At 60.3% G+C, this 21,939-nt stretch carries 10 protein-coding genes and 3 pseudogenes; 4 read left to right on the top strand and 9 right to left on the bottom strand.

Annotated features, from left to right (window positions below):
* Nucleotides 1-52: 52 nt before the first annotated feature.
* From JNO11_RS01710 to JNO11_RS01685, 6 genes and pseudogenes are all read right to left on the bottom strand, one after another.
* Nucleotides 53-1,441 carry an efflux transporter outer membrane subunit gene (locus JNO11_RS01710; protein ID WP_325176853.1) on the bottom strand — a complete coding sequence of 463 codons (1,389 nt, stop codon included), beginning with the start codon at nt 1,439-1,441 and terminating at the stop codon, nt 53-55.
* Nucleotides 1,442-1,444: 3 nt separating this feature from the next.
* A complete protein-coding gene (locus JNO11_RS01705) occupies nt 1,445-4,546 on the bottom strand; it encodes a multidrug efflux RND transporter permease subunit (protein ID WP_325176852.1) in 3,102 nt (1,033 codons plus the stop codon).
* On the bottom strand, nt 4,543-7,767 hold the full coding sequence (locus JNO11_RS01700; protein ID WP_325176851.1) for an efflux RND transporter permease subunit: 3,225 nt from the start codon (nt 7,765-7,767) through the stop codon (nt 4,543-4,545). Before JNO11_RS01700 ends, JNO11_RS01705 begins: the two co-directional genes overlap by 4 nt.
* Nucleotides 7,764-8,975: an efflux RND transporter periplasmic adaptor subunit gene (locus JNO11_RS01695; RefSeq protein WP_191917307.1), complete on the bottom strand. Its 1,212-nt coding sequence runs from the start codon at nt 8,973-8,975 to the stop codon at nt 7,764-7,766. The genes JNO11_RS01700 and JNO11_RS01695 overlap by 4 nt, the downstream gene beginning before the upstream one ends.
* Before the next feature lie 422 nt (nt 8,976-9,397).
* A complete protein-coding gene (locus tag JNO11_RS01690; RefSeq protein ID WP_325176850.1) occupies nt 9,398-11,137 on the bottom strand; it encodes a penicillin-binding transpeptidase domain-containing protein in 1,740 nt (579 codons plus the stop codon).
* 279 nt (nt 11,138-11,416) lie between these two features.
* A pseudogene (locus JNO11_RS01685) lies at nt 11,417-13,692 on the bottom strand (molybdopterin guanine dinucleotide-containing S/N-oxide reductase).
* Nucleotides 13,693-13,882: 190 nt separating this feature from the next.
* On the opposite strand from JNO11_RS01685, the pseudogene galR reads away from it, so the two are divergent.
* A pseudogene (gene galR, locus JNO11_RS01680) lies at nt 13,883-14,885 on the top strand (HTH-type transcriptional regulator GalR).
* A gap of 33 nt (nt 14,886-14,918) precedes the next feature.
* Here the strand turns inward: galR and JNO11_RS01675 are convergent.
* Nucleotides 14,919-17,291 (bottom strand): family 20 glycosylhydrolase, encoded by a 2,373-nt coding sequence (locus JNO11_RS01675; RefSeq protein WP_325176849.1) that lies wholly within the window; start codon nt 17,289-17,291, stop codon nt 14,919-14,921.
* A 249-nt stretch (nt 17,292-17,540) separates the two neighbouring features.
* On the opposite strand from JNO11_RS01675, the gene nrdD reads away from it, so the two are divergent.
* Together nrdD and nrdG are read left to right on the top strand one after the other, a co-directional pair.
* Nucleotides 17,541-19,679, top strand: coding sequence for an anaerobic ribonucleoside-triphosphate reductase (nrdD, locus tag JNO11_RS01670; RefSeq protein WP_111534525.1), 2,139 nt, complete (start codon nt 17,541-17,543; stop codon nt 19,677-19,679).
* Nucleotides 19,676-20,143, top strand: coding sequence for an anaerobic ribonucleoside-triphosphate reductase-activating protein (nrdG, locus tag JNO11_RS01665; RefSeq protein WP_033778405.1), 468 nt, complete (start codon nt 19,676-19,678; stop codon nt 20,141-20,143). Before nrdD ends, nrdG begins: the two co-directional genes overlap by 4 nt.
* Here the strand turns inward: nrdG and JNO11_RS01660 are convergent.
* A pseudogene (locus JNO11_RS01660) lies at nt 20,135-20,771 on the bottom strand (NAD(P)H-binding protein). The gene nrdG and the pseudogene JNO11_RS01660 overlap by 9 nt on opposite strands.
* Nucleotides 20,772-20,916: 145 nt before the next feature.
* Between JNO11_RS01660 and JNO11_RS01655 the strand changes: the two are divergent.
* Nucleotides 20,917-21,438 (top strand): type 1 glutamine amidotransferase domain-containing protein, encoded by a 522-nt coding sequence (locus tag JNO11_RS01655; RefSeq protein ID WP_010251739.1) that lies wholly within the window; start codon nt 20,917-20,919, stop codon nt 21,436-21,438.
* Nucleotides 21,439-21,472: 34 nt separating this feature from the next.
* On the opposite strand, the gene JNO11_RS01650 is transcribed toward JNO11_RS01655, so the two are convergent.
* Nucleotides 21,473-21,901 carry a YhbP family protein gene (locus JNO11_RS01650; protein ID WP_029519474.1) on the bottom strand — a complete coding sequence of 143 codons (429 nt, stop codon included), beginning with the start codon at nt 21,899-21,901 and terminating at the stop codon, nt 21,473-21,475.
* Nucleotides 21,902-21,939: the final 38 nt, after the last annotated feature.

Raw genomic sequence — 21,939 nt, 5'->3', positions numbered from 1 at the left:
GCAGGATTTGAGGCGGTTCGACAACAGAATTATCGGTAACCTGACGCCGCCTTCAGGGTGCCTGCCAGCCACCGCCCAGTGCCGCAATCAGCGCCACACTGCTGACCCACTGTGTGCTCTGCAGCGTCAGCAAACTCTGCTGCGCGCTCAGGCGGCTGTTTTCGGTGGTCGCCACATCCAGATACGTAATCATGCCCGCCTCATATTGCAAACGCGTCACCCGCGCAGAGGTCTGCGCTGCTTCGGTGGCGCGCTGCTGCGCGGCGATCTCACCCTGCAGCGTGTTCAGCTCCACCAGCTTATCTTCCACCTCCTGCATTGCGGTCAGCACCGTCTGACGATAGGTCGCGACGCTGGCATCCCAGCCCGCTTGTGCCTGATCGACCTGTGCTGCGGTCGCACCAAAATCCAGCAGCGTGCCGCTCAGCTCCGGCCCCAGCGACCAGACGCGGTTCGGCAGCGAGAAGAGCGAATGCAGCACGGAAGAACTGACGCCACCGCTGGCGCTCAGGGTCAGGTCGGGATAGTAACCGGCCACCGCCACGCCCACCGCAGCATTGGCCGCGGCCATGTTACGTTCGGCGTAAGCAATGTCGGGACGGCGCTGCAACAGCTCGCCCGGCAGGGCTGCCGGAATCGCGGGCAGCGTGGCCGTCAGCGGCGCGGCGGTCAGGCTGAATTCAGCGGGTGCTTTGCCGATCAGCAGCGCAATGGCGTGCTCCATCTGCGCGCGCTGCCACTGATAATCCTGCGCCGAGGCGCTGGCGCTCTCCAGCTGCAGCTGCGCCTGGGCCAGGGTCGCACGCGACGCGGTGCCCGCCTGATACTGGCTGGTAATCACTTTCAGATAGCGCTGATAAGCATCAACGCTCTGCTGATAGAGCGCGATTTTCTGATCCATGATGCGCAGCTGGAAATAGTCCTGCGCCAGTTCAGACTGGGCGCTCAGGGTAATATTGGCCAGTTCCGCCGCGCTGGCCGAGGCGCTGGCGCGGTTCTCCTCCAGCGTGCGTCGCAGTTTGCCCCACAGATCAGGCTCCCAGCTGGCACTCAGCTCCGCCTGATGGCTGCTGCTGGTGGTGCGAACGCTGCTGTCAGTCGCGTGGCTGCCGCTGCGTGTCGCGCTGCCGTCATAGCCCAGCGAGGGAAACAGCGCCGCGCGTGACTCACTCGCCAGCGCCTGTGCCTGCCGGTACTGCGCGGCATAATTCGCCACGTTCTGGTTCGAGATGCTCACCTGGTTCAGCAGGCCGCTCAGGGTGGCGTCGTGATAAACCGCCCACCATTCGCCTCTGCTTTGCGCATCAAGCGGCGTCGCCTGCTGCCAGCCTCTGGCCTCTTTATAGTGGACCGGCATCACCATCGCGGGGCGCTGATAGTCGGGACCGACGCTACAGCCGCCCAGCAGCAGCATCACAACAAAGGGGATAAGCGGTTTCATGGATCAGGATTCCGTAGGGCGCAGACGACGCCATTGACGTTGAGTGGCACGGCCCAGACGATCGAGCCAAAGATAAACAACCGGCGTGGTAAACAGCGTGAGCAGCTGGCTGAGCGCCAGTCCGCCCGCAATAGCGATGCCCAGCGGGCTGCGCAGATCGGCATCACCGCCGCTGCCCAGCGCCAGCGGCAACGCGCCGAAAAAGGCGGCCAGCGTGGTCATCATGATGGGCCGGAAGCGCATCAGGCACGCCTGGGTGATCGCCTGCTGTGGCGACATGCCCTGCTGCCGTTCCGCGTCGATGGCGAAATCGATCATCATGATGGCGTTCTTTTTCACGATGCCGATCAGCAGGATGATGCCAATCAGCGCGATCACCGTGAGCTGCGTGCCGGTCAGCAGCAGCAGTAACAGCGCGCCGACGCCCGCTGACGGCAGGGTCGAAAGAATGGTCAGTGGATGGATGTAGCTCTCATAGAGCAAGCCGAGCACGAGATAGACCGCCGCCAGCGCCGCCAGAATCAGCCACGGCATGGTCGCGGTCAGCTGAGAAAAGGCGGCGGCGGTGCCGGCAAAACCGGCATGAAGGGTCGACGGCAGGCCCAGCTTCGCCATCGCCTGTTTTATCAGTTCCTGCGCCTGTTCCAGTGACACCCCCTCGTTGAGATTAAACGCCAGGGTGCTGGTCGCGGCCTGGCCCTGATGCGCCACCGACAGCGGCGCGTTGCCGCCGCTGAAGCGGGCAAAGGCGGAGAGCGGCACGCGGTCACCGCTGTCGTTAATCACATAAAGCTGCTGCAGCGTCTCAGGATTGGCGGTGTCGCTATCCTGCAGTGACATCACCACGTGATACTGATTCAGGGTGTGATAGAGCGTGGCGATCTGCCGCTGGCTGAACGCATTGTTCAGCAGCGTATCCAGCATGTTCACGTTGACGCCCAGACGGGTGGCGCGATCACGATCGATGTTCAGCTCCAACTCCTGGCCGCCGGTCTGCGAATCGGAGTCCACGCTGTTAAGCTCAGGGATCGCCGCCAGCGCCGCCTGCACTTTCGGCGTCCAGGTGCGCAGCAGATCGAGATCGTCCGCCTGCAGGCTGTACTGATATGTGGCGTTGGCGCTGCGTCCGCCAATGTGCAGGTCCTGCGCCGCCATCAGGAACATCTGCGCCCCGGCGATGTGACTGGTTTTGCGCGTCAGCCGGTTGGCCACCTCGGTGGCGGTCGCATCGCGCTGATCAAAATCTTTAAGCCGCACAAAGAAGTTGGCGCTGTTACGGGAGCCAAACATCCCGCTGCCCATCGACGACATCACACTCTCTACCGCCGGGTCTTGCTGAATGATCTGCGTGAACATCAGCATTTTCGGCTTCATCGCCTGGAACGAGATGTTCTGATCGGCGCGCAGCGCACCCATCAGCAGCCCGGTATCCTGATTGGGGAAGAAGCCCTTCTGCACCACGACGAAGAGAAAAACATTCAGTAGTACGGTCAGCAGCAGGCTGAGCAGCGTCAGTTTCTGATGGCGCATCACCCAGGCCAGCCCGCGCCCATAGGCGGCCAGCAGGCGATTCAGCTGGTTTTCAATCAACTGATAAAGCGGATGCGGCCGCTGGCTGACGGGCGGCTTTGGTTTCAGCAGGCGGGCGCAGAGCATCGGCGTCAGGCTCAGCGAAACAAACAGCGAGATCAGCAGCGATACGGTGAGCGTCACGGCAAATTCGCGGAACAGCCGCCCGACAATGCTGCCCATCAGCAGGATCGGGATGAACACCGCAATCAGCGACACGGTCATCGACAGCACGGTGAAGCTCACCTCCTGCGCCCCGCGCAGCGCCGCCCGCAACGGGCTCAGCCCGCGCTCAATGTGACGGGTGATGTTTTCCAGCACCACAATCGCATCATCCACCACGAAGCCGGTGGCGATAATCAGCGCCATCAGCGACAGGTTATCCAGGCTGTATCCCAGCAGATACATCACCGCGCAGGTGCCGATCAGCGACACCGGCAGTGCCAGCGCCGGAATGATCACCGCCTGCAGATTGCGCAGAAAAACAAACACCACCGCAATCACCAGCAGCACCGCGATCAGCAGCGTCTCTTCGGTGTCATACAGCGAGGCGCGCACGCCAGGCGAACGGTCAACCACCACGTTCAGCTGGCTGTCAGCGGGCAGGCTCTTTTCCAGCTGTGGCAACTGCGCTTTTATCGCGTCGATGGTTTCCAGCATGTTGGCACCCGCCTGACGTTTGATACCGATCATCACCGCCGGTGTGGCATTCAGAAACCCCGCCTGATAGCGATCTTCCACCGAGTCATAGACCGTGGCGACGTCGCGCAGTCGCACCGCGTTGCCCTGCTGATAAGTGATGATCAGATCGCGGTAGCTGGCCGCCTTCTCCAGCTGGCCGTTGCTGTCCACCAGCCACGACTGGTCACTGCCCTGTAAGATCCCTTTAGGCAGATTAGTGGTGCTGTTGGCGACGGCGGCACGCACCGTCTCCAGCGAGATGCCGTAATGGGTCAGCTTCAGCGGCTGCAGATCAATCCGCACCGCCGGTAAGGCGCTGCCCATCAGCGACACTTCGCCGACGCCCTGTACCTGCCCCATCGCCTGTTCGATTTTGCTCTCCGCCAGATCGTAGAGCTCGCCTGGCGTGCGGGTGGCAGAGGTCAGCGCCAGCATCACTATTGGCGCGTCTGACGGGTTGGCTTTGCGATAGGTTGGCAGCGAGGCCATTGCGCTGGGCAGCAGGCTGCGCGCCGCGTTGATTGCCGCCTGCACGTCGCGCGCCGCGCCATTGATATCGCGGTCCAGTTCAAACTGCAGGATGATGCTGCTGGAGCCCTGCGAGCTGCTGGAGGTCATCTCACTGATACCGGCAATCTGCCCCAGCGAACGTTCCAGCGGCGTAGCGACCGTCGCCGCCATGGTTTCCGGGCTGGCGCCTGCCAGGCTGGCGCTGACCATGATGGTAGGAAAATCGACCTGCGGCAGCGGTGCTACCGGCAGCAGCCGGTAGCCCAGCGCGCCCAGCAGCAGGATCGCCAGCGTCAGCAGCAGCGTCGCCACCGGACGAAAGATAAACAGCCGTGTCAGATTCATTGCCCGCTCCGCGCCCGCTGCTGACGGCGTTTCACCCAGGCGTTACCGCGCTGCGCCAGCCCATCAAACAGGAGGTAAATGACCGGCGTGGAGAAGAGCGTCAGCACCTGACTGACAATCAGCCCGCCGACAATCACCAGCCCCAGCGGCTGACGCAGCTCTGCCCCGGAGCCGGAGGCCAGCATCAGTGGCAGCGCACCCAGCAGCGCCGCCATCGTCGTCATCAGAATCGGGCGGAAGCGCAGCAGGCAGGCCTGATGAATCGCATCGCGCGCGCTGAGTTGCTGATGGTGTTCCGCCTCCAGCGCGAAGTCGATCATCATGATGGCGTTCTTTTTCACGATGCCGATCAGCAGTATCACCCCAATCAGCGCAATCAGGCTGAATTCGGTGCCCGCCAGCAGCAGCGTCAGCAACGCGCCCACCGCCGCCGACGGCAGCGTAGAGAGGATGGTCACCGGATGGATAAAGCTTTCGTAGAGGATGCCGAGCACCACATACATGGTGATTAGCGCCGCCAGAATCAGCCACAGCGTGTTGCCGGTGGCGCTCTGAAACGCCGAGGTTTCCCCCTGATAACGCAGCGTGGTGCTCTCCGGCAGCTGCAGCTGCTGCACGTCCGCGATCGCCCGCTGTCCATCCTCCAGCGAATAGCCCGGATTAAGGTTGAAGGAGATCATCACCGCCGGAAACTGATTCAGCCGCATGTGCATCAGCGAACCGGTGCGCTGGTGGATAGTGGCGATAGAGGTGAGTTTGACCATGCCGCTGCTGGTGGTGCTGGCGCTGGTGTCAGAGGCTGAAGTGGACGTCGACGAAGACGTAGATGTTGACGAAGACGTTGACGTTGATGAAGTCGTGCTGGTGGATGACGACGCCGAACTGCTGCTGCCGGACGATTGCAGCCAGACATCATCAAACGACGCCGGACCCTGCTGGTATGCCGGAGCCACTTCCAGCACCACCCGATACTGATTCGACTGGGTGAAGATGGTCGAGACCAGCCGCTGACCAAAGGCGTTATAGAGCGCGGTGTCCACGTCCGAGGCAGTAATGCCGAAGCGCGCCGCTTTATCGCGGTTCAGCTCAACGTAAGAGACGCGCCCCTGATCCTGCAGGTTACTCACCACGCCATTAAACTCGGGCCGCTGCTGCAATGCCGCCACCAGTTTCGGCGACTCGCTGACCAGATTTTCACTGTCGGCATCATCGAGGGTGAACTGATACTGACTCGGCGAGACCTGATCGTTGACGGTGAGATCCTGCGCCGGTTGCAGATAGAGCCGGATGCCCGCCACATCGGCAGTCGCCTGTTTCAGCTGGCTGATCACCTCGCTGGCGCTGAGATCACGCGAGCCAAACGGCTTCAGGTTGATCTGTAACCGCCCGCTGTTAAGGCTGGTGTTGGTGCCGTCGATGCCGATCGTCGATGAGACGCTCTCCACCGCCGGGTTTTTCAGGATCCGCGCCGACAACGCCTGCTGCCGCGTTGCCATGGCGTTAAACGAGACATCCTGTGAGGCGACGGTAATGCCCTGAATCAGCCCGGTATCCTGGGTCGGGAAGAAGCCTTTCGGCACCATCATGTAGAGCAGCGCCGTCAGCCCGAAGGTGGCCAGCGCCACCAGCAGCGTCAGTTTCTGATGGTTCAGTACCACGGTCAGCAGCCGGTCATAGCCGCGCACCAGGGCATCAAACAGTTCGCCGCCCTTGCGGGCAAACGTCGACTGCTGTTCTGGCGGAATATGGCGCAGCAGATATGCACACAGCATCGGTGTCAGGGTCAGCGACACCAGCATTGACACCAGAATCGCCACCGCCAGCGTAATCGCGAACTCCCGGAACAGTCGCCCGACCACATCGCCCATAAACAGCAGCGGGATCAGCACCGCAATCAGCGAAAAGGTCAGCGAGATGATGGTGAAGCCAATCTGCAGTGAGCCTTTCAGCGCCGCCTCCATCGGTGACTCGCCCTGCTCCAGCCGCCGGGAGATGTTCTCGACCACCACGATGGCGTCATCAATGACAAAACCGGTGGCGATAGTCAGCGCCATCAGCGACAGATTATTCAGGCTGAAGCCCGCCAGATACATCACACCAAAGGTGCCGACCAGCGACAGTGGCACCGCCACGCTCGGGATCAGCGTGGCAGCAACGTTGCGCAGAAACAGGAAAGTCACCATCACCACCAGCGCAATCGACAGCATCAGCTCAAACTGGACGTCGCTGATCGAGGCGCGGATGGTCTGGGTGCGATCGGAGAGAATGGTCATCTTCACCCCGTCCGGCAGTGCCGCCTGCAGCGCGGGGAGCTGCGCCTTGATGTTGTCCACCACCTGGATGACGTTCGCGCCCGGCTGGCGCTGCACGCTGATCACAATCGCGGGCTGGTTGTTGGCCCACGCCGACTGGAAGCTGTTTTCCGGACCCTGTTCAATGTGGGCGATATCTTTCAGGCGCAGCGCCGCGCCATTCTCATAGCTGAGGATCAGGTTCCCGTACTCGGTTGCGGTGCGCAGCTGGTCGTTGGCGTCAATGGTCACCGAATGATATTTACCGTCAAAGCCGCCTTTGGAGCCATTGACATTGCTGTTGCCAATCAGCGTATTTACCGCCTCCAGCGTCAGATGATGCGCCGCCAGCGCCTGAGGATTCATCTGCACCCGAATCGCCGGCTGGTGGCCGCCCGCCAGCGTCACCATCCCGACGCCGGAGATCTGCGACAGCTTCAGCGCCACCCGGGTATTGACCAGATCCTGCACCGCGGTCAACGGCAGCGTGCTGGAACTGGCCGCCAGCGTCACCACCGCGCTGTCCGCCGGATTAACCTTTTTGTAGGTCGGCGGATTGGGCAGGTCGTCGGGCAGCAGGTTATTCGCCGCATTGATCGCCGCCTGCACCTCCTGTTCGGCGACATCCAGCGACAGATCGAGGCTGAACTTCAGGGTAATGATCGACGAGCCGCTGGCGCTGGTGGAGCTCATCTGGCTCAGCCCCGCCATCTGCCCTAACTGGCGCTCCAGCGGTGAGGTGACCGACGACGCCATCACATCCGGGCTGGCACCCGGATAGAGCGTGGTGACCTGAATGATCGGATAGTCGACCTGCGGCAGCGCCGAGGTTGAGAGGAATTTCCAGGCAAAAATGCCGGCGATCAGCACGCCGACCATCAGCAGAATGGTGGCGACCGGACGCAGAATAAACAGGCGCGATGGGTTCATTTCGACACAGCACCCGCAGCGGCGGGCGTCTCATCAGCCAGCGACACTTTGCTGCCGCTGGTCAGACGATCGATCCCTTCCGTCACCAGCCGATCGCCCGGCGAAACGCCGCTGAGGATCGCCTGCTGATCGTCTCCGAAAGCGGGACCGGTGGTGACCGCTTTGCGCGTAACGCTGTGATCCTGATTGATCACAAAGACAAAGCTGCCGTCGCTGCTCAGCTGCAGCGCCTGGGCCGGGATCACCGTCGCGCCTTTCAGCACCCGGGTCTGCAACCGCAGATTCACAAACTGATTGGCAAACAGCGACTCATCCTGGTTGGCGAACACCGCTTTCAGCGCCACGGTGCCGGTGGCGGTGTCGATCTGGTTGCTGATGAACTTCACTTCGCCGCTGCCGAGCTGATGCTGGTTGTCCTGATCATACAGCGTGGCGGGCAGGCTCTGTCCCTGATGCAGCACGCTGACCAGCGTCGGAATTTCGCTTTGCGGCACGCTAAAGGTCACGGCGGCGGGCTGCATCTGGGTGATGGTCACTAGGCCGGTGCTGCTGGCACTCTGAACCATGTTGCCGGGATCGACCTGACGCAGGCCGACGCGCCCGCTGATCGGGGCGGTGATCCGGGCATATTCAATGCTGAGTCTGGCACTGGCGATCTGCGCCTGATCGGCGGCGACGGCACCGCGATACTGCCCGACAGTGGCAATCTGGCTGTCCAGATCCTGACGCGCCAGTGCATCCTGCGCCGCCAGTTTGCGGTAGCGCGCCAGCGTCAGCTCCGCACTTTTCAGCAGCGCCTGGTTTTCGCTGAGTTCGCCCTGATACTGGTTCAGCGTGGCCTGAAAGCTGCGCGGATCGATCTGCGCCAGCAGCTGCCCGGCGCTGACTTTCTGCCCCTCAGTAAAGAAAACCTGCTCCAGCTGGCCGTCAACGCGGCTGGTCACCGTGACGCTGGCGTTGGGGATGACCGTGCCGAGTGCATTCAGCCACACCGGCACATCCGCCGTGCTGGCGACACCGCTGTGTACCAGCGTTGCCCCTCCGCCCATCATGCCATGCGCACCCGGTCTGCCCGACGGCATCCCCTCGCCAGGCCCGTGACCCGCCGCCAGCAGACGCCAGATAACCCCAGCGACAATCGCCGCCACCAGCAACAGGAGCAGCCATTTAAGCCCAAAGGAACGCGCGGGGCGAGAAAGGTGAGTCATCGTCGAACTCTTCAGATAAGCAGAAAAAGAAATCCCGGAACGTGCGGAATGCGGCAGTGAGCGGCGGCGGGCAAAAAACCGCCAGGCTTCACGGCGGCCATTATCAGTGAAAGGCGATGCGCCTTTCTATCGGCAAACTGTCAGGGTTTCGTTAAGAACGATGTTGATTTAGCGGGGGGGTTTTTACAGCGGTAACGGCAGGCTCAGGCAAGCAGGCAAAAAAAACCCACGCATCTGCGTGGGTTGGTGTAATAACAGGGTCTCACTGCCGAAGCAGTGTTGTTTTCACACCCATCAATACCTCTGGGACTGCTATCCTCGCACTGATTGACCGCGCGGAGACAGCAGGAAAACGCAACCGAATTCGGGGAAGTGCAACGAGGTGTGAATATCCTTCACGCCTCGCTTACACTCTGATTTGTCTAAGATTTATCTGAAGGAGTGGCCGCCGGTTTGGTGTAGATGGCATCCGGTGCAATATTCATGTGTTTCAGTACCGGCCCCATGATATTGCCGAACACCGGTGCAGCAACCGAGCCACCGAAGTGATCGCCCGCCGTCGGATGGTTGATCATCACCACCAGCGCCACTTCAGGATGGCTGGCGGGAGCGAGACCGGCAGTGTAGTTGACGTAGCCGCCATCATACTTGCCGCTGGTGCCCATTTTTTCCGCCGTACCGGTTTTGGTTGCCAGACGGTAGCCCGGGACCGCAGCTTTCAGCCCGGTTCCGCCCGGCAGGACGTCACTCTCCAGCATGTGCACCACCTCTTTCACCGTTTCCGGGTTGGCGACCTGGCGTCCCATGACCGGTGGCGTAACGCGGGTGATCGAGAGCGGACGGTAAATGCCATAGGAGCCGAGCGTGGCGTATTCGCGGGCAATCTGCAACGGCGTCACACGCAGGCCATAGCCAAAGGAGAAGGTGGCCCGCTCGATATCTGCCCAGCGGGTGCGGTGCAACGGAAAGTAGCCGACGCTTTCGCCGGTCAGCCCTAAGCCGGTCGGTTTGCCAAGGCCGAACGCATGATAGGTGTTGACCAGCGCTTCGGCGGGCATCGCCAGCGCGAGGTGTGACACGCCGATGTCGCTCGATTTTTGCAGAATGCCGGTCATGGTCAGGCGCGGCCAGTGGCCGACGTCGCGGATCAGGTGGCCGTTAACGCTGTAAGGCGTGGTGTCGATCACCGAATCCGGGCGCACCAGGTGGCGCTCCAGCGCTTCCATCACCACTAACGGTTTGACGGTCGATCCCGGTTCGTAGCTGTCATTGATGGCAGAGTTACGCATCTGCGCGGGCGTTGCCCCTTCATAGTTGTTGGGGTTGAACGACGGATAGGAAGCCATCGCCAGAATCTCGCCGGTGTCGATTTTCACCAGCACGGCCGCACCCGAGTCCGCCTTGTTGATCAGTACGCCGTCGCGCAGTTTGCTGTAGAGCGTGTACTGGTCATATTTGTCGATGCTGAGCTGTACCGTCGGCGGTTGGGTCGGCGGCTGATAGTTGATCATCGCGATGATATTGCCCGCGGCATCCTGCCGATAGACCTCTTTGCCCGGCTCGCCCTGCAATACTTTATCAAAGCCCTTTTCCAGTCCATTCAGGCCGACGTTATCCGCCCCGACGATACCGATCAGCGGCGCAGAGGCCTCGCTCATCGGATAGAAACGGCTGTCGTCATAGACTTCGCTGATGCCTTTCAGCTTCAGCTCTTTAATATCTTTGGCGATGCCCAGCTCGACTTTACGCCCCAGATAGAGGAAGCGACGTTTCGAGTTGGCGGTGATCTGCGCCGCCAGCTCTTCGGGACGGGTGTTAAGCGCCGCCGCCAGATAGGCCCATTTGGCACTGGTAAAATCGGGGTTGCTCTCCAGCACACGCTGCGGATCGGCAATCACGTCGCGCGACGGGACGCTGAGCGCCAGCGCTTCACCGTTACGATCCAGCAGCGTGCCGCGACTGGTAGGCAGCGTCACGGTACGCAGCGATCGCTGATCCGCTTCGTGCTCCAGCATCGGCTGATTCAGGAACTGCAGGTCCGCGACGCGCGCCAGCAGCACCACCAGACAGGTCGTGACACCCAGGCAGATAAGTCGGAAACGAAAAGGGTTAAACGGCGCTTTTATCTGGTCTTTTCCCAGTAGTTTTTTAATCCGGGGCATGGCATTCCGCTGCGCAAAATAAAGAGAAAGGGGCTGGTGCCAGCAGTTATAAAGAAAGCGCTGGCCGTATAACAGGAAAACTGTGTATCAGTTCGTTATCGACGGCCGATTTCTGGCAAAAAAAAACCTGCGCATCTGCGCAGGTTGGTGTAATCAAGAAAATCTATTGATGTTCACCCATCAATACCTCTGGGACCCTGAATGTAGCAAGAGGGATCGATCGGCTGCCATCTCTCAAACGCAACAGTTACCGGCAAAATGTAACCAGCCATGAGATCCTTACGCTATTGTGCAATCCTGATGTTTTTTGATTTCCACCAGGCAGCTCATGGCGTTTGGCCCCTGCGTCAGCGACGAGGTGCCGATGTCGAGCGTCAGCACGTTGGGGTTACCCGCGCGATCGTGCGGCTGCCACGCCTTGCCAAAGCCGGGATCAAACCAGGCGCCGGTGGCGATAATCACTACGCCCTGCGTCACGCCATCGGTGATCCGCACGCCCGCCAGCATCACGCCGCGTGCGTTGCTGACCTCTATCTCGTCGCCCTCCACCAGCCCGCGCGCGGCCGCATCCTGCGGATGCATGTAAAGCGTTTCGTGTCCGGCGGTTTTATTGCCCTGCACCGTTTCTGTAGCATCCAGCTGACTGTGTAACCGGTCGGAAGGCTGAATCGAGATCATGTGCAGCGGATAGTCGCGGCTGACCGGCGAACCGAGCCACTCCTGCGGTTCACGCCATTCCGGATGGCCGGCGAAATCGTCCAGCTGGTAGTCCGCAATGGTCTGGCTGAAGAGTTCGATTTTGCCGCTGGCGGTTTTAATCGGATTGGCCTGCGGATCGGCACGGAAATCATCCATAAACTGATAGGGTTTGCCCCCTTCGGGGATCTCCACAAAGCCGCGCTGCCAGAACTCCTCAAACGCCGGGAAATCGATGCCTTTACGCTGATGCGCGGTCGCACACTGCTGATAAAGATGGGCGATCCACTGCATCTCGTTGCGCCCTTCGGTGAAGGTATCGCGGTAGCCGAGGCGCTCCGCCAGGTCAGCAAAAATATCGAAGTCGTTGCGCGCCTGATGCTGCGGTTTAATCGCCTGATGCATCGCCAGCACAAAGCGGTCGCGTGAGGAGCCGCCGATGTCATTGCGCTCCAGCGTGGTGGTCGCAGGCAGCACAATGTCCGCCATCTGCGCGGCGGGCGTCCAGACGATATCCTGCACCACGACCGTATCGGGCCGCTGCCAGCCCTCCACCAGCCGGTTGAGCTGCTGATGATGATGGAAAGGATTGCCGCCCGCCCAGTGCACCATGTGAATGTCGGGATAGTGCAGGGTTTCGCCCTGAAAGCGGTAAGGCTGGCCGGGATTGAGCAGCATATCGCTGATCCGCGCCACCGGAATCGACAGCCCGGAAGGATTGGGGCCGGTGCTCATCATCGGAGCCGGACCTTCCTGGCGCGGGTTGCCGACGCTGTTCATCGAACCGTGACCAAAAGAGAAACCGGCGCCCGGCAGGCCTGGCTGGCCGAGCATCGACGACAGCGCAATCATCATCCAGTAAGGCTGCTCGCCGCGATGGGCGCGCTGAACGGAATAGGAGCAGGTAATAAAGCTGCGCTTGCCGGTGAAGCTGCTGCGCCAGATGCACAATGCGATCGGCCGGGATGCCGGTGATACGACTGGCCCAGCCGGCGGTTTTCGCCACGCCGTCGGTTTCGCCCAGCAGATAGGCGCGCAGCTGCGGCCAGCCGGTGCAGTGGCTGGCGAGAAACGCTTCGTCAACCGCGCCGCGCTGGGTGATCTCATGTCCCAGCGCCAGCATCAGCGCCACGTCGGTGTTGGGGCGAATCGGAATCCACTCGGCGTTAACAAATTCCGGGCAGTCATCACGCATCGGGCTGATGTTGATCACCGGCGTGCCTTTGGCCGCCAGTTGCATCAGCGCCGGTTTCAGGCTGTGCTGCCCTGCGCCCCCCCGAGGCGACCTGGGCGTTTTTCAGCGCCAGCCCACCAAAGGCGACAAAAATTTCGGCATGTTCCACCACCTGCGGCCATTCGGTGACGCGCCCGGTCAGCGGCATGTAGGTGCCAATCACATAGGGCAGGAAGAACTGCGCGGCGCCCCAGCTGTAGTTACCCTGCTGATCAACGCCGCCGCCGCCCTGAAAGTAGAAGCGACGAACCAGAGTGCGGGCGTGGTTGACGCGACCGGCCGATGACCAGCCGTAGGAGCCGTTGAAAATGCCCGATGCGCCATAGCGCTCGCGAATGCGGCGATTCTCTTCCGCCACCAGATCCAGCGCGGTTTCCCAGTCGACGGCAACAAAATCCTCCCGGCCACGCAGCGTACGGTCGCTCTTTTCGCGTGACTTCAGCCACGAGCGCCGCACCATCGGCTGACGAATGCGTTTGTCGGAATAGACCAGTTCAGGAATGGTGTGGATCATCGGTGACGGATCGGCATCGGCGAAGAAAGGTTCGCAGCCAATCAGGCGATCGTTTTCAGTGACGGCGGTAAAGGCGCCCCAGTGCGCCAGATGTGGCACTTTGGTTTTCATCGTTGTTTTTCACGGTAGCCAGGTGGGAGATTGAGCATAGCATGGTGCGACGCCTCAGCAGAAGACGTGCAGGAACGACCGTTTTTACCCCTTTTTGCGACGACGCTGGCATTCTGTCGGGTTGATGTGTCCGCCCTTTTCCGTAACACTGATGCGATGTGTAAACGTTTTCCCCAAAGCAGGTCAACGCATGGCTACCATAAAGGATGTTGCGCGACTGGCTGGCGTTTCTGTCGCCACAGTCTCCCGTGTAATCAATAATTCTCCCAAAGCCAGCGACAGCTCCCGACAGGCCGTAGGTCAGGCGATGGAGCAGCTTCAGTATCACCCGAACGCCAACGCACGCGCACTGGCGCAGCAATCGACCGAAACGCTCGGCCTGATTGTCGGTGACGTCTCCGATCCCTTTTTTTGGCGCAATGGTAAAAGCCGTGGATGAGGTGGCAGGTGACACCGGTAACTTTTTGCTGATTGGTAACGGTTACCATAATGAGCAAAAAGAGCGGCAGGCGATTGAACAACTGATGCGTCACCGCTGCGCGGCGCTGGTGGTTCACGCTAAGAAAATCCCGGATGCAGAACTGGAAGTGCTGATGAAGCAGGTGCCTGGCATGGTGCTGCTGAACCGGCTGATAAAAGGCTTTGAAAAACGCTGTATCGCGCTCGACGACCGTTACGGCGCCTGGCTGGCGACCCGTCATCTGATCCAGCTTGGCCACCAGAATATCGCCTTTATCTGCTCGACCCACACTATCTCCGATGCAGAAGATCGCCTGCAGGGTTACTACGATGCGCTGAAAGAACATGGCCTGCCGTGCAGCGATCGGCTGGTCACCTGGGGTGAACCGGATGAAGTGGGCGGTGAGCAGGCGATGACGGAACTGCTGGGTCGCGGCAAGAATTTCACCGCCGTCGCCTGCTACAACGACTCAATGGCCGCCGGCGCGCTGGCGGTGCTGAGCGATAACGGTGTTCGGGTGCCGGAAGAGATGTCGCTGATCGGCTTCGATGATGTGCTGGTTTCGCGCTATGTGCGACCGCGCCTCACCACCATCCGCTATCCGATTGTCACCATGGCGCAGCAGGCGGCCCAGCTGGCGCTGGCGCTGGCTAACAATCAGCCGCTGCCGGAAGTGACCCACATGTTCAGCCCGACCCTGGTGCGCCGCCACTCGGTCAGCGGCCCGGCCTGAGGACGCTATGGCCGGTTTATCCGGCCGCAGCGTTTACTGAAAGGCGCGCAGCAGCGTCTCCAGCGGCCTGACCAGCGCAATCACTGTTTCATCCTGTACCTCTGCGGCGGCATCCAGTGTCGCACGCATCTCCGCCACTTCACTGGCACCAAACGCCTGATTGCGAACGTAAGCATTAACCAGCGCGAGGCCCATGGCGCTCAGCGCCTCGATCTGCTGCACGCTCTGTGCCAGCGGCTTCAGCGTTGCACTCGCGTTAATGATCGGCAGCACCGCGCTGGTGTTAGCCTGCCAGCGCTGCAGCGGCGCGCGAACCGCAGAGGCGGCAGCCGGATTATTACGATTGGCGATTAACACGGCGACCTGCTGCTCCAGCTGACGTACCGCCTCACTCTCAGCGGGCAGTACATCTGCCAGCCGGTTCAGGGGTTCATGGTAGTCGTAATGGCCCGCCTGAAACTTGAGATGCTGGCGCGTGTAGTATTGCGCCGGTTCCAGCACCTCGGCCAGTACCCGCAGTGGGGCGATGTCATGCCCACTGGCCAGCCGCATCATCTGCTGCTCCGTCTGCGCGTGTTGCAGCGTTCCGACCGACACGCTGCTCCAGCGATCCATCGCCGCCAGCCGCGAATACATCGAGTCGGTATTGGTGACATCCTGTGCCGACCATAACCGCTCGGCCACCACAAAGGCGCGCGGCCACAGTTTGGTATCAATAATCTGGCTGTTGATGTTTTCCGCCCACAGCGCCGCCTCGCCACCCAGCAGATTTTGCTGCACCTGCTCAGGTGTGGGCAGCGCGGGCGCGATGCCCGCAGGCGTCTGAGCCAGCCGTTGGCCGGTGGTGGGATAACGCACGTTGCCTACCTCTGCATAACCTTTGAGGGCGTTCTGTTGCAGCGTGAACACCGGCTGGAACGGCCCCATCCAGCTATCCACGCTAAACCGCACCTGCTGAGTCGAGAGCCAGTTGATCTGACCGACCATCCGGCGGGCTTTGCCATCGAAGTCGATAAAACCGTGCCAGCCTGGTTCTCCCTGTATCAGCGTAAAGCTGCCCTTCACCGGGCTGCCTTTCAGCCGCGGCATGGTGAATGACCAGCTCTGCGCCTGATCGCCTGGCCGCAGACGATCCTGGCCGTTGAGGCCCTGTGGCGTGACCTCATTGCGGTAGTGATAGCTGGCAGGCTGAGGCTGATCGAGGTAGAAACCGGTGGAGAGGATGCCGCGGTAGTTCTCTTTTGCCAGCGCGCTCAGCGCATCCTGGCCCTGCCACGACTGGATCAGAATGCTGCGCGGCAAGTCGGGATGGGCAATCTCATCCCAGCCCACCATCTGACGGTGATAGGCTTCCAGGATCTTCTCTACCCGCTGATTGAAATATGCCTGAAGCGCATGGGCATCTTTCAGATCGTGATCGCGCATAAACTGCTGGATAGTGGGCGAGTCGTTCCACTGTGTCGGATCCACCTCATCGCCGCCAATGTGCAGCCAGGGATCGGGGAAGATCGCCGCCATCTCACCCACCAGCGTATCGATCACCTGATAAACCTGTTCGTTGCTGGGATCGAGCAGCGGTTTAAAGACGCCCCAGCCGCGCTCCATCTGCCAGGGGCCGGGTGCGCTAATCAGCTCTGGCATCGCCACCGCCAGCGCGGACGCATGTCCCGGCATATCCAGCTCGGGCACCACACGCACCCCGCGATCGGTGGCATATTTCACGATCTCCCGCATCTGCTGCTGGCTGTAATAGTTGCCATCGCTGGCTTTCTGCTGCAGCTGGGGATAGTGGCTGGAGGCGAAGCGCCAGCCCTGATCGTCAGTAAGATGCCAGTGAAAGACGTTCATGCGCGCGGCGGCGATGCCGTCGATCTGACGTTTAAGCGTCTCCACCGGCATAAAGTGACGCGCCGTGTCGATCAGCACGCCGCGCCACGGAAAGCGCGGATGATCGTGGATGGTGACGTAAGGAATGGTTGTCCCCTGTGCGCCGTTTTGTATCAGCTGCAGCAGGGTTTCCATGCCGCGCATCGCGCCAAAACGGCTGGGCGCGGTTAACAGGACGCCGTCGCCATCGACCTGCAACTGATAGCTCTCATCGCTATCAGGCAGCGGCTGCGGATCCACCGCCTTCGCAATGACGATGCGGATAGTCGGTGCTGCCACCGGCTGGGTGGCGGGCAACAGCGGCCAGCCGGTCTGATTGCTGATGCGCTCCAGCCAGCGCGCTTCGGCACCCGCCAGATGATCGCCGGCGATTTGCAGCGTCAGCTGCGGCGTCAGGATAAGCGTGCCGCCGCTGGCGGGCTGTTCCACCTGTTGCGGCCAGGGCATCAGCGGCAGCGGACTGGCCAGGGCGATTGGGCTGAGGGCTGAGAGCAGGAGCAAAGAACGGGGTAACCACATTGGCGGGCATCCTTGTAACGTCAACGTTTTGACAGGGCAGAACGTTGATTAAAGTTGCTGCTCGCCAATCCGCCAGTGGATCCTGCAGGAAACCTGAACCAGCACCCGATTTTTTACATCAGCCAGAGTTTTCCAGCGGGTTGAGGCTTCCTTGTTTCAGGTCAAATCTGATCGCAATAATTCTCAGCAATCACTACATGTAGATAATAGAATCCTTTCGACCCCTATATGTAGTTTATGGAGAGAGAAATGGCGACGGTGGTAATCAAGCGTGATGGATGCCGGACAGGCTTTGATGCGCAGCGTATTGAGCAGGCCGTGGCGGCGGCGGCACGGGCAGCCGAAGTAGAAGACGCGGCCTGGTGCGCGCAGGTCGCTGAGCGCGTGGCATTGCGGCTGGCCGATTGTCCGGAAGTGGATATCCGTGAAATTCAGTGTGCGGTTGAAGAGACGCTGATGGCGGGTCCTTACCCTCAACTGGCCCGCGCCTACATTGAATACCGCCACGATCGCGATGTCGCCCGCGATCGTCAGAGCCAGTTACATCACGCCATCCGCGGGCTGGTCGATCAGACCAATGCGGCGCTGCTGAACGAGAATGCCAACAAAGACAGCAAAGTGATCCCGACGCAGCGCGATCTGCTGGCCGGGATCGTGGCAAAACACTACGCACAGCAGCAGATCCTGCCGCGCGATGTGGTGCTGGCGCACGAGCGCGGCGAGATCCACTATCACGATCTCGACTACTCCCCTTTCTTCCCGATGTTCAACTGCATGCTGATCGATCTGAAAGGCATGCTGACCAACGGTTTCAAAATGGGCAATGCTGAAATCGAGCCGCCAAAATCGATCGCCACCGCCACCGCCGTGACGGCGCAGATCATCGCGCAGGTCGCCAGCCATATTTACGGCGGCACTACCATTAACCGTATTGATGAAGTGCTGGCCCCGTTTGTTGAGCAGAGCTATGCCCGGCATCTGGCGATTGCTGAGCAGTGGCAGATCCCGCAGGCCGAGCAGTATGCGCGCCAGCGTACGGAGAAAGAGTGCTACGACGCCTTTCAGTCGCTGGAGTATGAGGTGAATACTCTGCACACCGCCAACGGCCAGACGCCGTTTGTCACCTTTGGTTTTGGTCTGGGGACGGACTGGGCGGCCCGGCTGATTCAGCAGTCAATTCTGCTTAACCGGCTGGCCGGACTGGGTAAAAATCGCAAGACGGCGGTGTTCCCTAAACTGGTGTTCAGCATTCGCGAAGGCGTCAACCGCCGGGCGGGCGACGTTAATTACGATATCAAACAACTGGCGCTGGAGTGCGCCAGCAAGCGGATGTATCCCGACATCCTCAATTACGATCAGGTGGTTAAAGTCACCGGCTCGTTTAAAACCCCAATGGGCTGCCGTAGTTTCCTTGGCGTTTATGAAGAGAACGGCGAGCAGATTCATGAGGGCCGCAACAATATCGGGGTAATCAGCCTGAACCTGCCGCGCATCGCACTGGAAGCGGGCGGGGATGAAGCGCGCTTCTGGACGCTGCTTGATGCGCGACTGCTGCTGGCTAAGCGGGCGCTGATGACGCGGGTGGCGCGGCTGGAGAAGACCAAAGCGCGCGTGGCGCCCATCCTCTATATGGAAGGCGCCTGTGGCGTTCGGCTGAATGCGGATGATGAAGTCGGTCCTATTTTCCGTAATGGCCGCGCGTCGCTGTCGCTGGGTTATATCGGCCTGCATGAAACCCTGAATGCGCTCAGCGGCGGTCATCAGCATCCTTACGATGACGCGGCCCTGCGCGCCAAAGGGGTAGAGATCATTGCTTACATGCGCGATGCCACCGAGCGCTGGAAAGCAGAAACAGGCTATGGGTTCAGCCTTTACAGCACGCCAAGCGAGAATCTGTGCGACCGCTTCTGCCGTCTTGATGCGGCGCAGTTTGGTCTGGTGCCAGGCGTTACCGACAAGGGCTACTACACCAACAGCTTCCATCTTGACGTTGAGAAGAAGGTCAATCCTTACGACAAAATCGACTTTGAAGCGCCCTATCCGCCGCTGGCGAATGGCGGATTCATCTGTTACGGCGAATACCCGAATGTGCAGCACAACCTCAAGGCGCTGGAGGATGTCTGGGATTACAGCTATGACCGCGTGCCCTATTACGGCACCAATACCCCGATTGATGAGTGTTACGAGTGCGGCTTCAACGGCGAGTTCACCTGTACCAGCCGCGGCTTCACCTGTCCGAATTGCGGCAACCACGATCCGGCACGCGTCTCCGTTACCCGGCGGGTCTGCGGCTATCTGGGCAGCCCGGATGCGCGGCCCTTTAATGCCGGTAAACAGCAGGAAGTGCAGCGTCGGGTGAAGCATCTGTCTGAAGGACCGCTGGGATGATGCACATCCATCGCTACTATGATGTGGATATCGTTAATGGACCTGGCACCCGCTGCACGCTGTTTGTCGCCGGTTGCGAACATCAGTGCCGCGGCTGCTATAACCAGAGCACCTGGCGGCTCGACTCCGGCGTGCCCTTTACGCTTGAGATGGAGGAGCAACTGCTGGCGGATTTGCAGGACACCCGCATTCCGCGCCAGGGATTGTCGCTGAGCGGCGGCGATCCGCTGCATCCGCATAACGTGCCGCACATTCGCCGTCTGGTGAAACGGGTGCGACAGACGTGTCCCGGTAAAGATATCTGGCTCTGGACCGGTTACCGGATGCAGGAGCTGAATGCGGCGCAGCGCGCTGTGCTGGTCTATCTCGACGTGCTGATCGATGGCCGTTTTGTCGAAGAGGAGAAGGATGCCACGCTGCAATGGCGCGGCAGCCGTAATCAGATTATCTGGCAGTTACGCTGAGTGGCGCGGGATTTCGCCAGACTCAATGATATTGACGCTCTCACTCCCCGGCGTAAAAGCCTGCTGGTGCAGACAGCGTGCCACGTCGTGCGCGCTGACCGCCCGCCAGTTGCCCGGCAGCAGCGAAAACAGCGGTCCCGCCAGGCTTTCACCCCGGCGCTTCTGCGCGCGATCCCCAAGCAGCAATGAAGGCCGCACCAGCGTCAGGCGCGGCCAGCCCTGATGGCGCAGCGCATTCTCCATTTCGCCTTTGACGCGATTATATAAAAATGGTGAGTGACGACTGGCCCCGTGCGCGCTGACCACCAGCATCTGCTTCGCCCCCCAGACGTAATCCGCTTAACCCGCTGTCCACCACCAGGCTGTAATCAACGTGGATAAAAGCCTGTTTACTGCCCGCCTGCTTACGCGTGGTGCCCAGGCAGCAGAACACCGTGTCCAGCGAACTTTGCAGCGGCCCGAGGACATCGGTGAGATCGGCCTCAACCGGATTCACCACCTTGTTCATCGCGGGCAGTGGCCGACGGGTTGGCGCGATGATCTCATCGACGCGTGGATCCTCAATCAGTAAGCGCAGCAGATGCGACCCGACTAAGCCGGTGGCACCGGTCAGTAATACGCGATTCATCTCAGATTCATCCTTATTTCACTGCTGACTGGTTAAAAGATAGCTGAACTTAACGGGCTGGCTTGCGTTCTCACTCTCAGCGACCAGGCTTATAGCGTTATCCGGAAAGCGCGTCTCGCGCTCCACATGCTGAAGGAGGAAAAAAATGAGCAAGAAAGTGGCGGTTTTAATTACCGATGAATTTGAAGACTCAGAATTTACCTCACCTGCGGAAGTTTACAAACGCGCTGGTTTTGAGGTGGTTACCATTGAGAAACAAGCCGGTAATGTCGTTAAAGGCAAGAAAGGCGAAGCGGAAGTGACCATCGATCGCAGCATTGATGACGTCAGCCCGGCTGAATTTGACGCTCTGCTCCTGCCTGGCGGTCACTCGCCCGATGCCCTGCGCGGCGACGATCGTTTTGTTGCTTTTACCAAAGAGTTTGTCGCCAGCGGCAAGCCAATCTTTGCCATCTGCCACGGGCCACAGCTGCTGATTAGCGCTAACGGCGTGCGCGGTCGCAAGATGACTACCGTTAAAGCCGTTGCCATTGACCTGATCAATGCCGGTGCCGACTTCCATGATAAGGAAGTGGTAGTAGACGACGATAAGCTGGTCACCAGCCGCACCCCGGCCGATTTACCGGCCTTTAATCGTGAATCCCTGCGGATCCTCGAAGCGCTGTAAGCCGCGACGCCCTTTTCTGCTGAAAAGGGCGTTCCTATTTCTCCCGCTGCCAGGCAATTTTCTTGCCGAATCCCAGCGCATTATCCGTCATCTTCACTTCATCCAGCACAATCTCCCACAGCGGTGCCGACACTTTGCGTGAGACCGGAAAACGTTTCTGGTAAGCGGCTCTGGCGATCTGCTCTGTTGTCTCCTCCAGCCGTTTGACATGGCCACGATACTGCACCCCTTTAATCAGCAGCACACTTCTGGGCTGGCCATTGACGGTGCCCGCAACCTGCGGATTCTGCACCATTAACTCACCGTGGCGGGTATCGGGTTCCGTCATGATCCAGAAGGCCATGCGCGTCTCGTCAAAGACGTAGTAGCAGTTAGCGCACCACAGTTGATCGTCGGCGGTACAGCAGAGTGAAAGCACATGCTGCTTTCTCAGATAGCGAACCAGATGGGCGTGATCGGACAAGATAAACTCCTGGCGGTGCACCGGAGAGTGAAGCGCGC

Source organism: Pantoea sp. 1B4, from assembly GCF_016925765.1.
In the GTDB taxonomy this organism is placed as follows: domain Bacteria; phylum Pseudomonadota; class Gammaproteobacteria; order Enterobacterales; family Enterobacteriaceae; genus Pantoea; species Pantoea agglomerans.
Note: the sequence above shows the minus strand (reverse complement) of the source record. Positions and strands in the feature narration are given on the sequence as shown.

Bases quoted from the DNA above. Each gene is read 5' to 3' on its own strand.
- JNO11_RS01710 (WP_325176853.1), bottom strand. From the start codon at position 1,441: ATGAAACCGCTTATCCCCTTTGTTGTGATGCTGCTGCTGGGCGGCTGT.
- JNO11_RS01705 (WP_325176852.1), bottom strand. From the start codon at position 4,546: ATGAATCTGACACGGCTGTTTATCTTTCGTCCGGTGGCGACGCTGCTG.
- JNO11_RS01700 (WP_325176851.1), bottom strand. From the start codon at position 7,767: ATGAACCCATCGCGCCTGTTTATTCTGCGTCCGGTCGCCACCATTCTG.
- JNO11_RS01695 (WP_191917307.1), bottom strand. From the start codon at position 8,975: ATGACTCACCTTTCTCGCCCCGCGCGTTCCTTTGGGCTTAAATGGCTG.
- JNO11_RS01690 (WP_325176850.1), bottom strand. From the start codon at position 11,137: ATGCCCCGGATTAAAAAACTACTGGGAAAAGACCAGATAAAAGCGCCG.
- JNO11_RS01675 (WP_325176849.1), bottom strand. From the start codon at position 17,291: ATGTGGTTACCCCGTTCTTTGCTCCTGCTCTCAGCCCTCAGCCCAATC.
- nrdD (WP_111534525.1), top strand. From the start codon at position 17,541: ATGGCGACGGTGGTAATCAAGCGTGATGGATGCCGGACAGGCTTTGAT.
- nrdG (WP_033778405.1), top strand. From the start codon at position 19,676: ATGATGCACATCCATCGCTACTATGATGTGGATATCGTTAATGGACCT.
- JNO11_RS01655 (WP_010251739.1), top strand. From the start codon at position 20,917: ATGAGCAAGAAAGTGGCGGTTTTAATTACCGATGAATTTGAAGACTCA.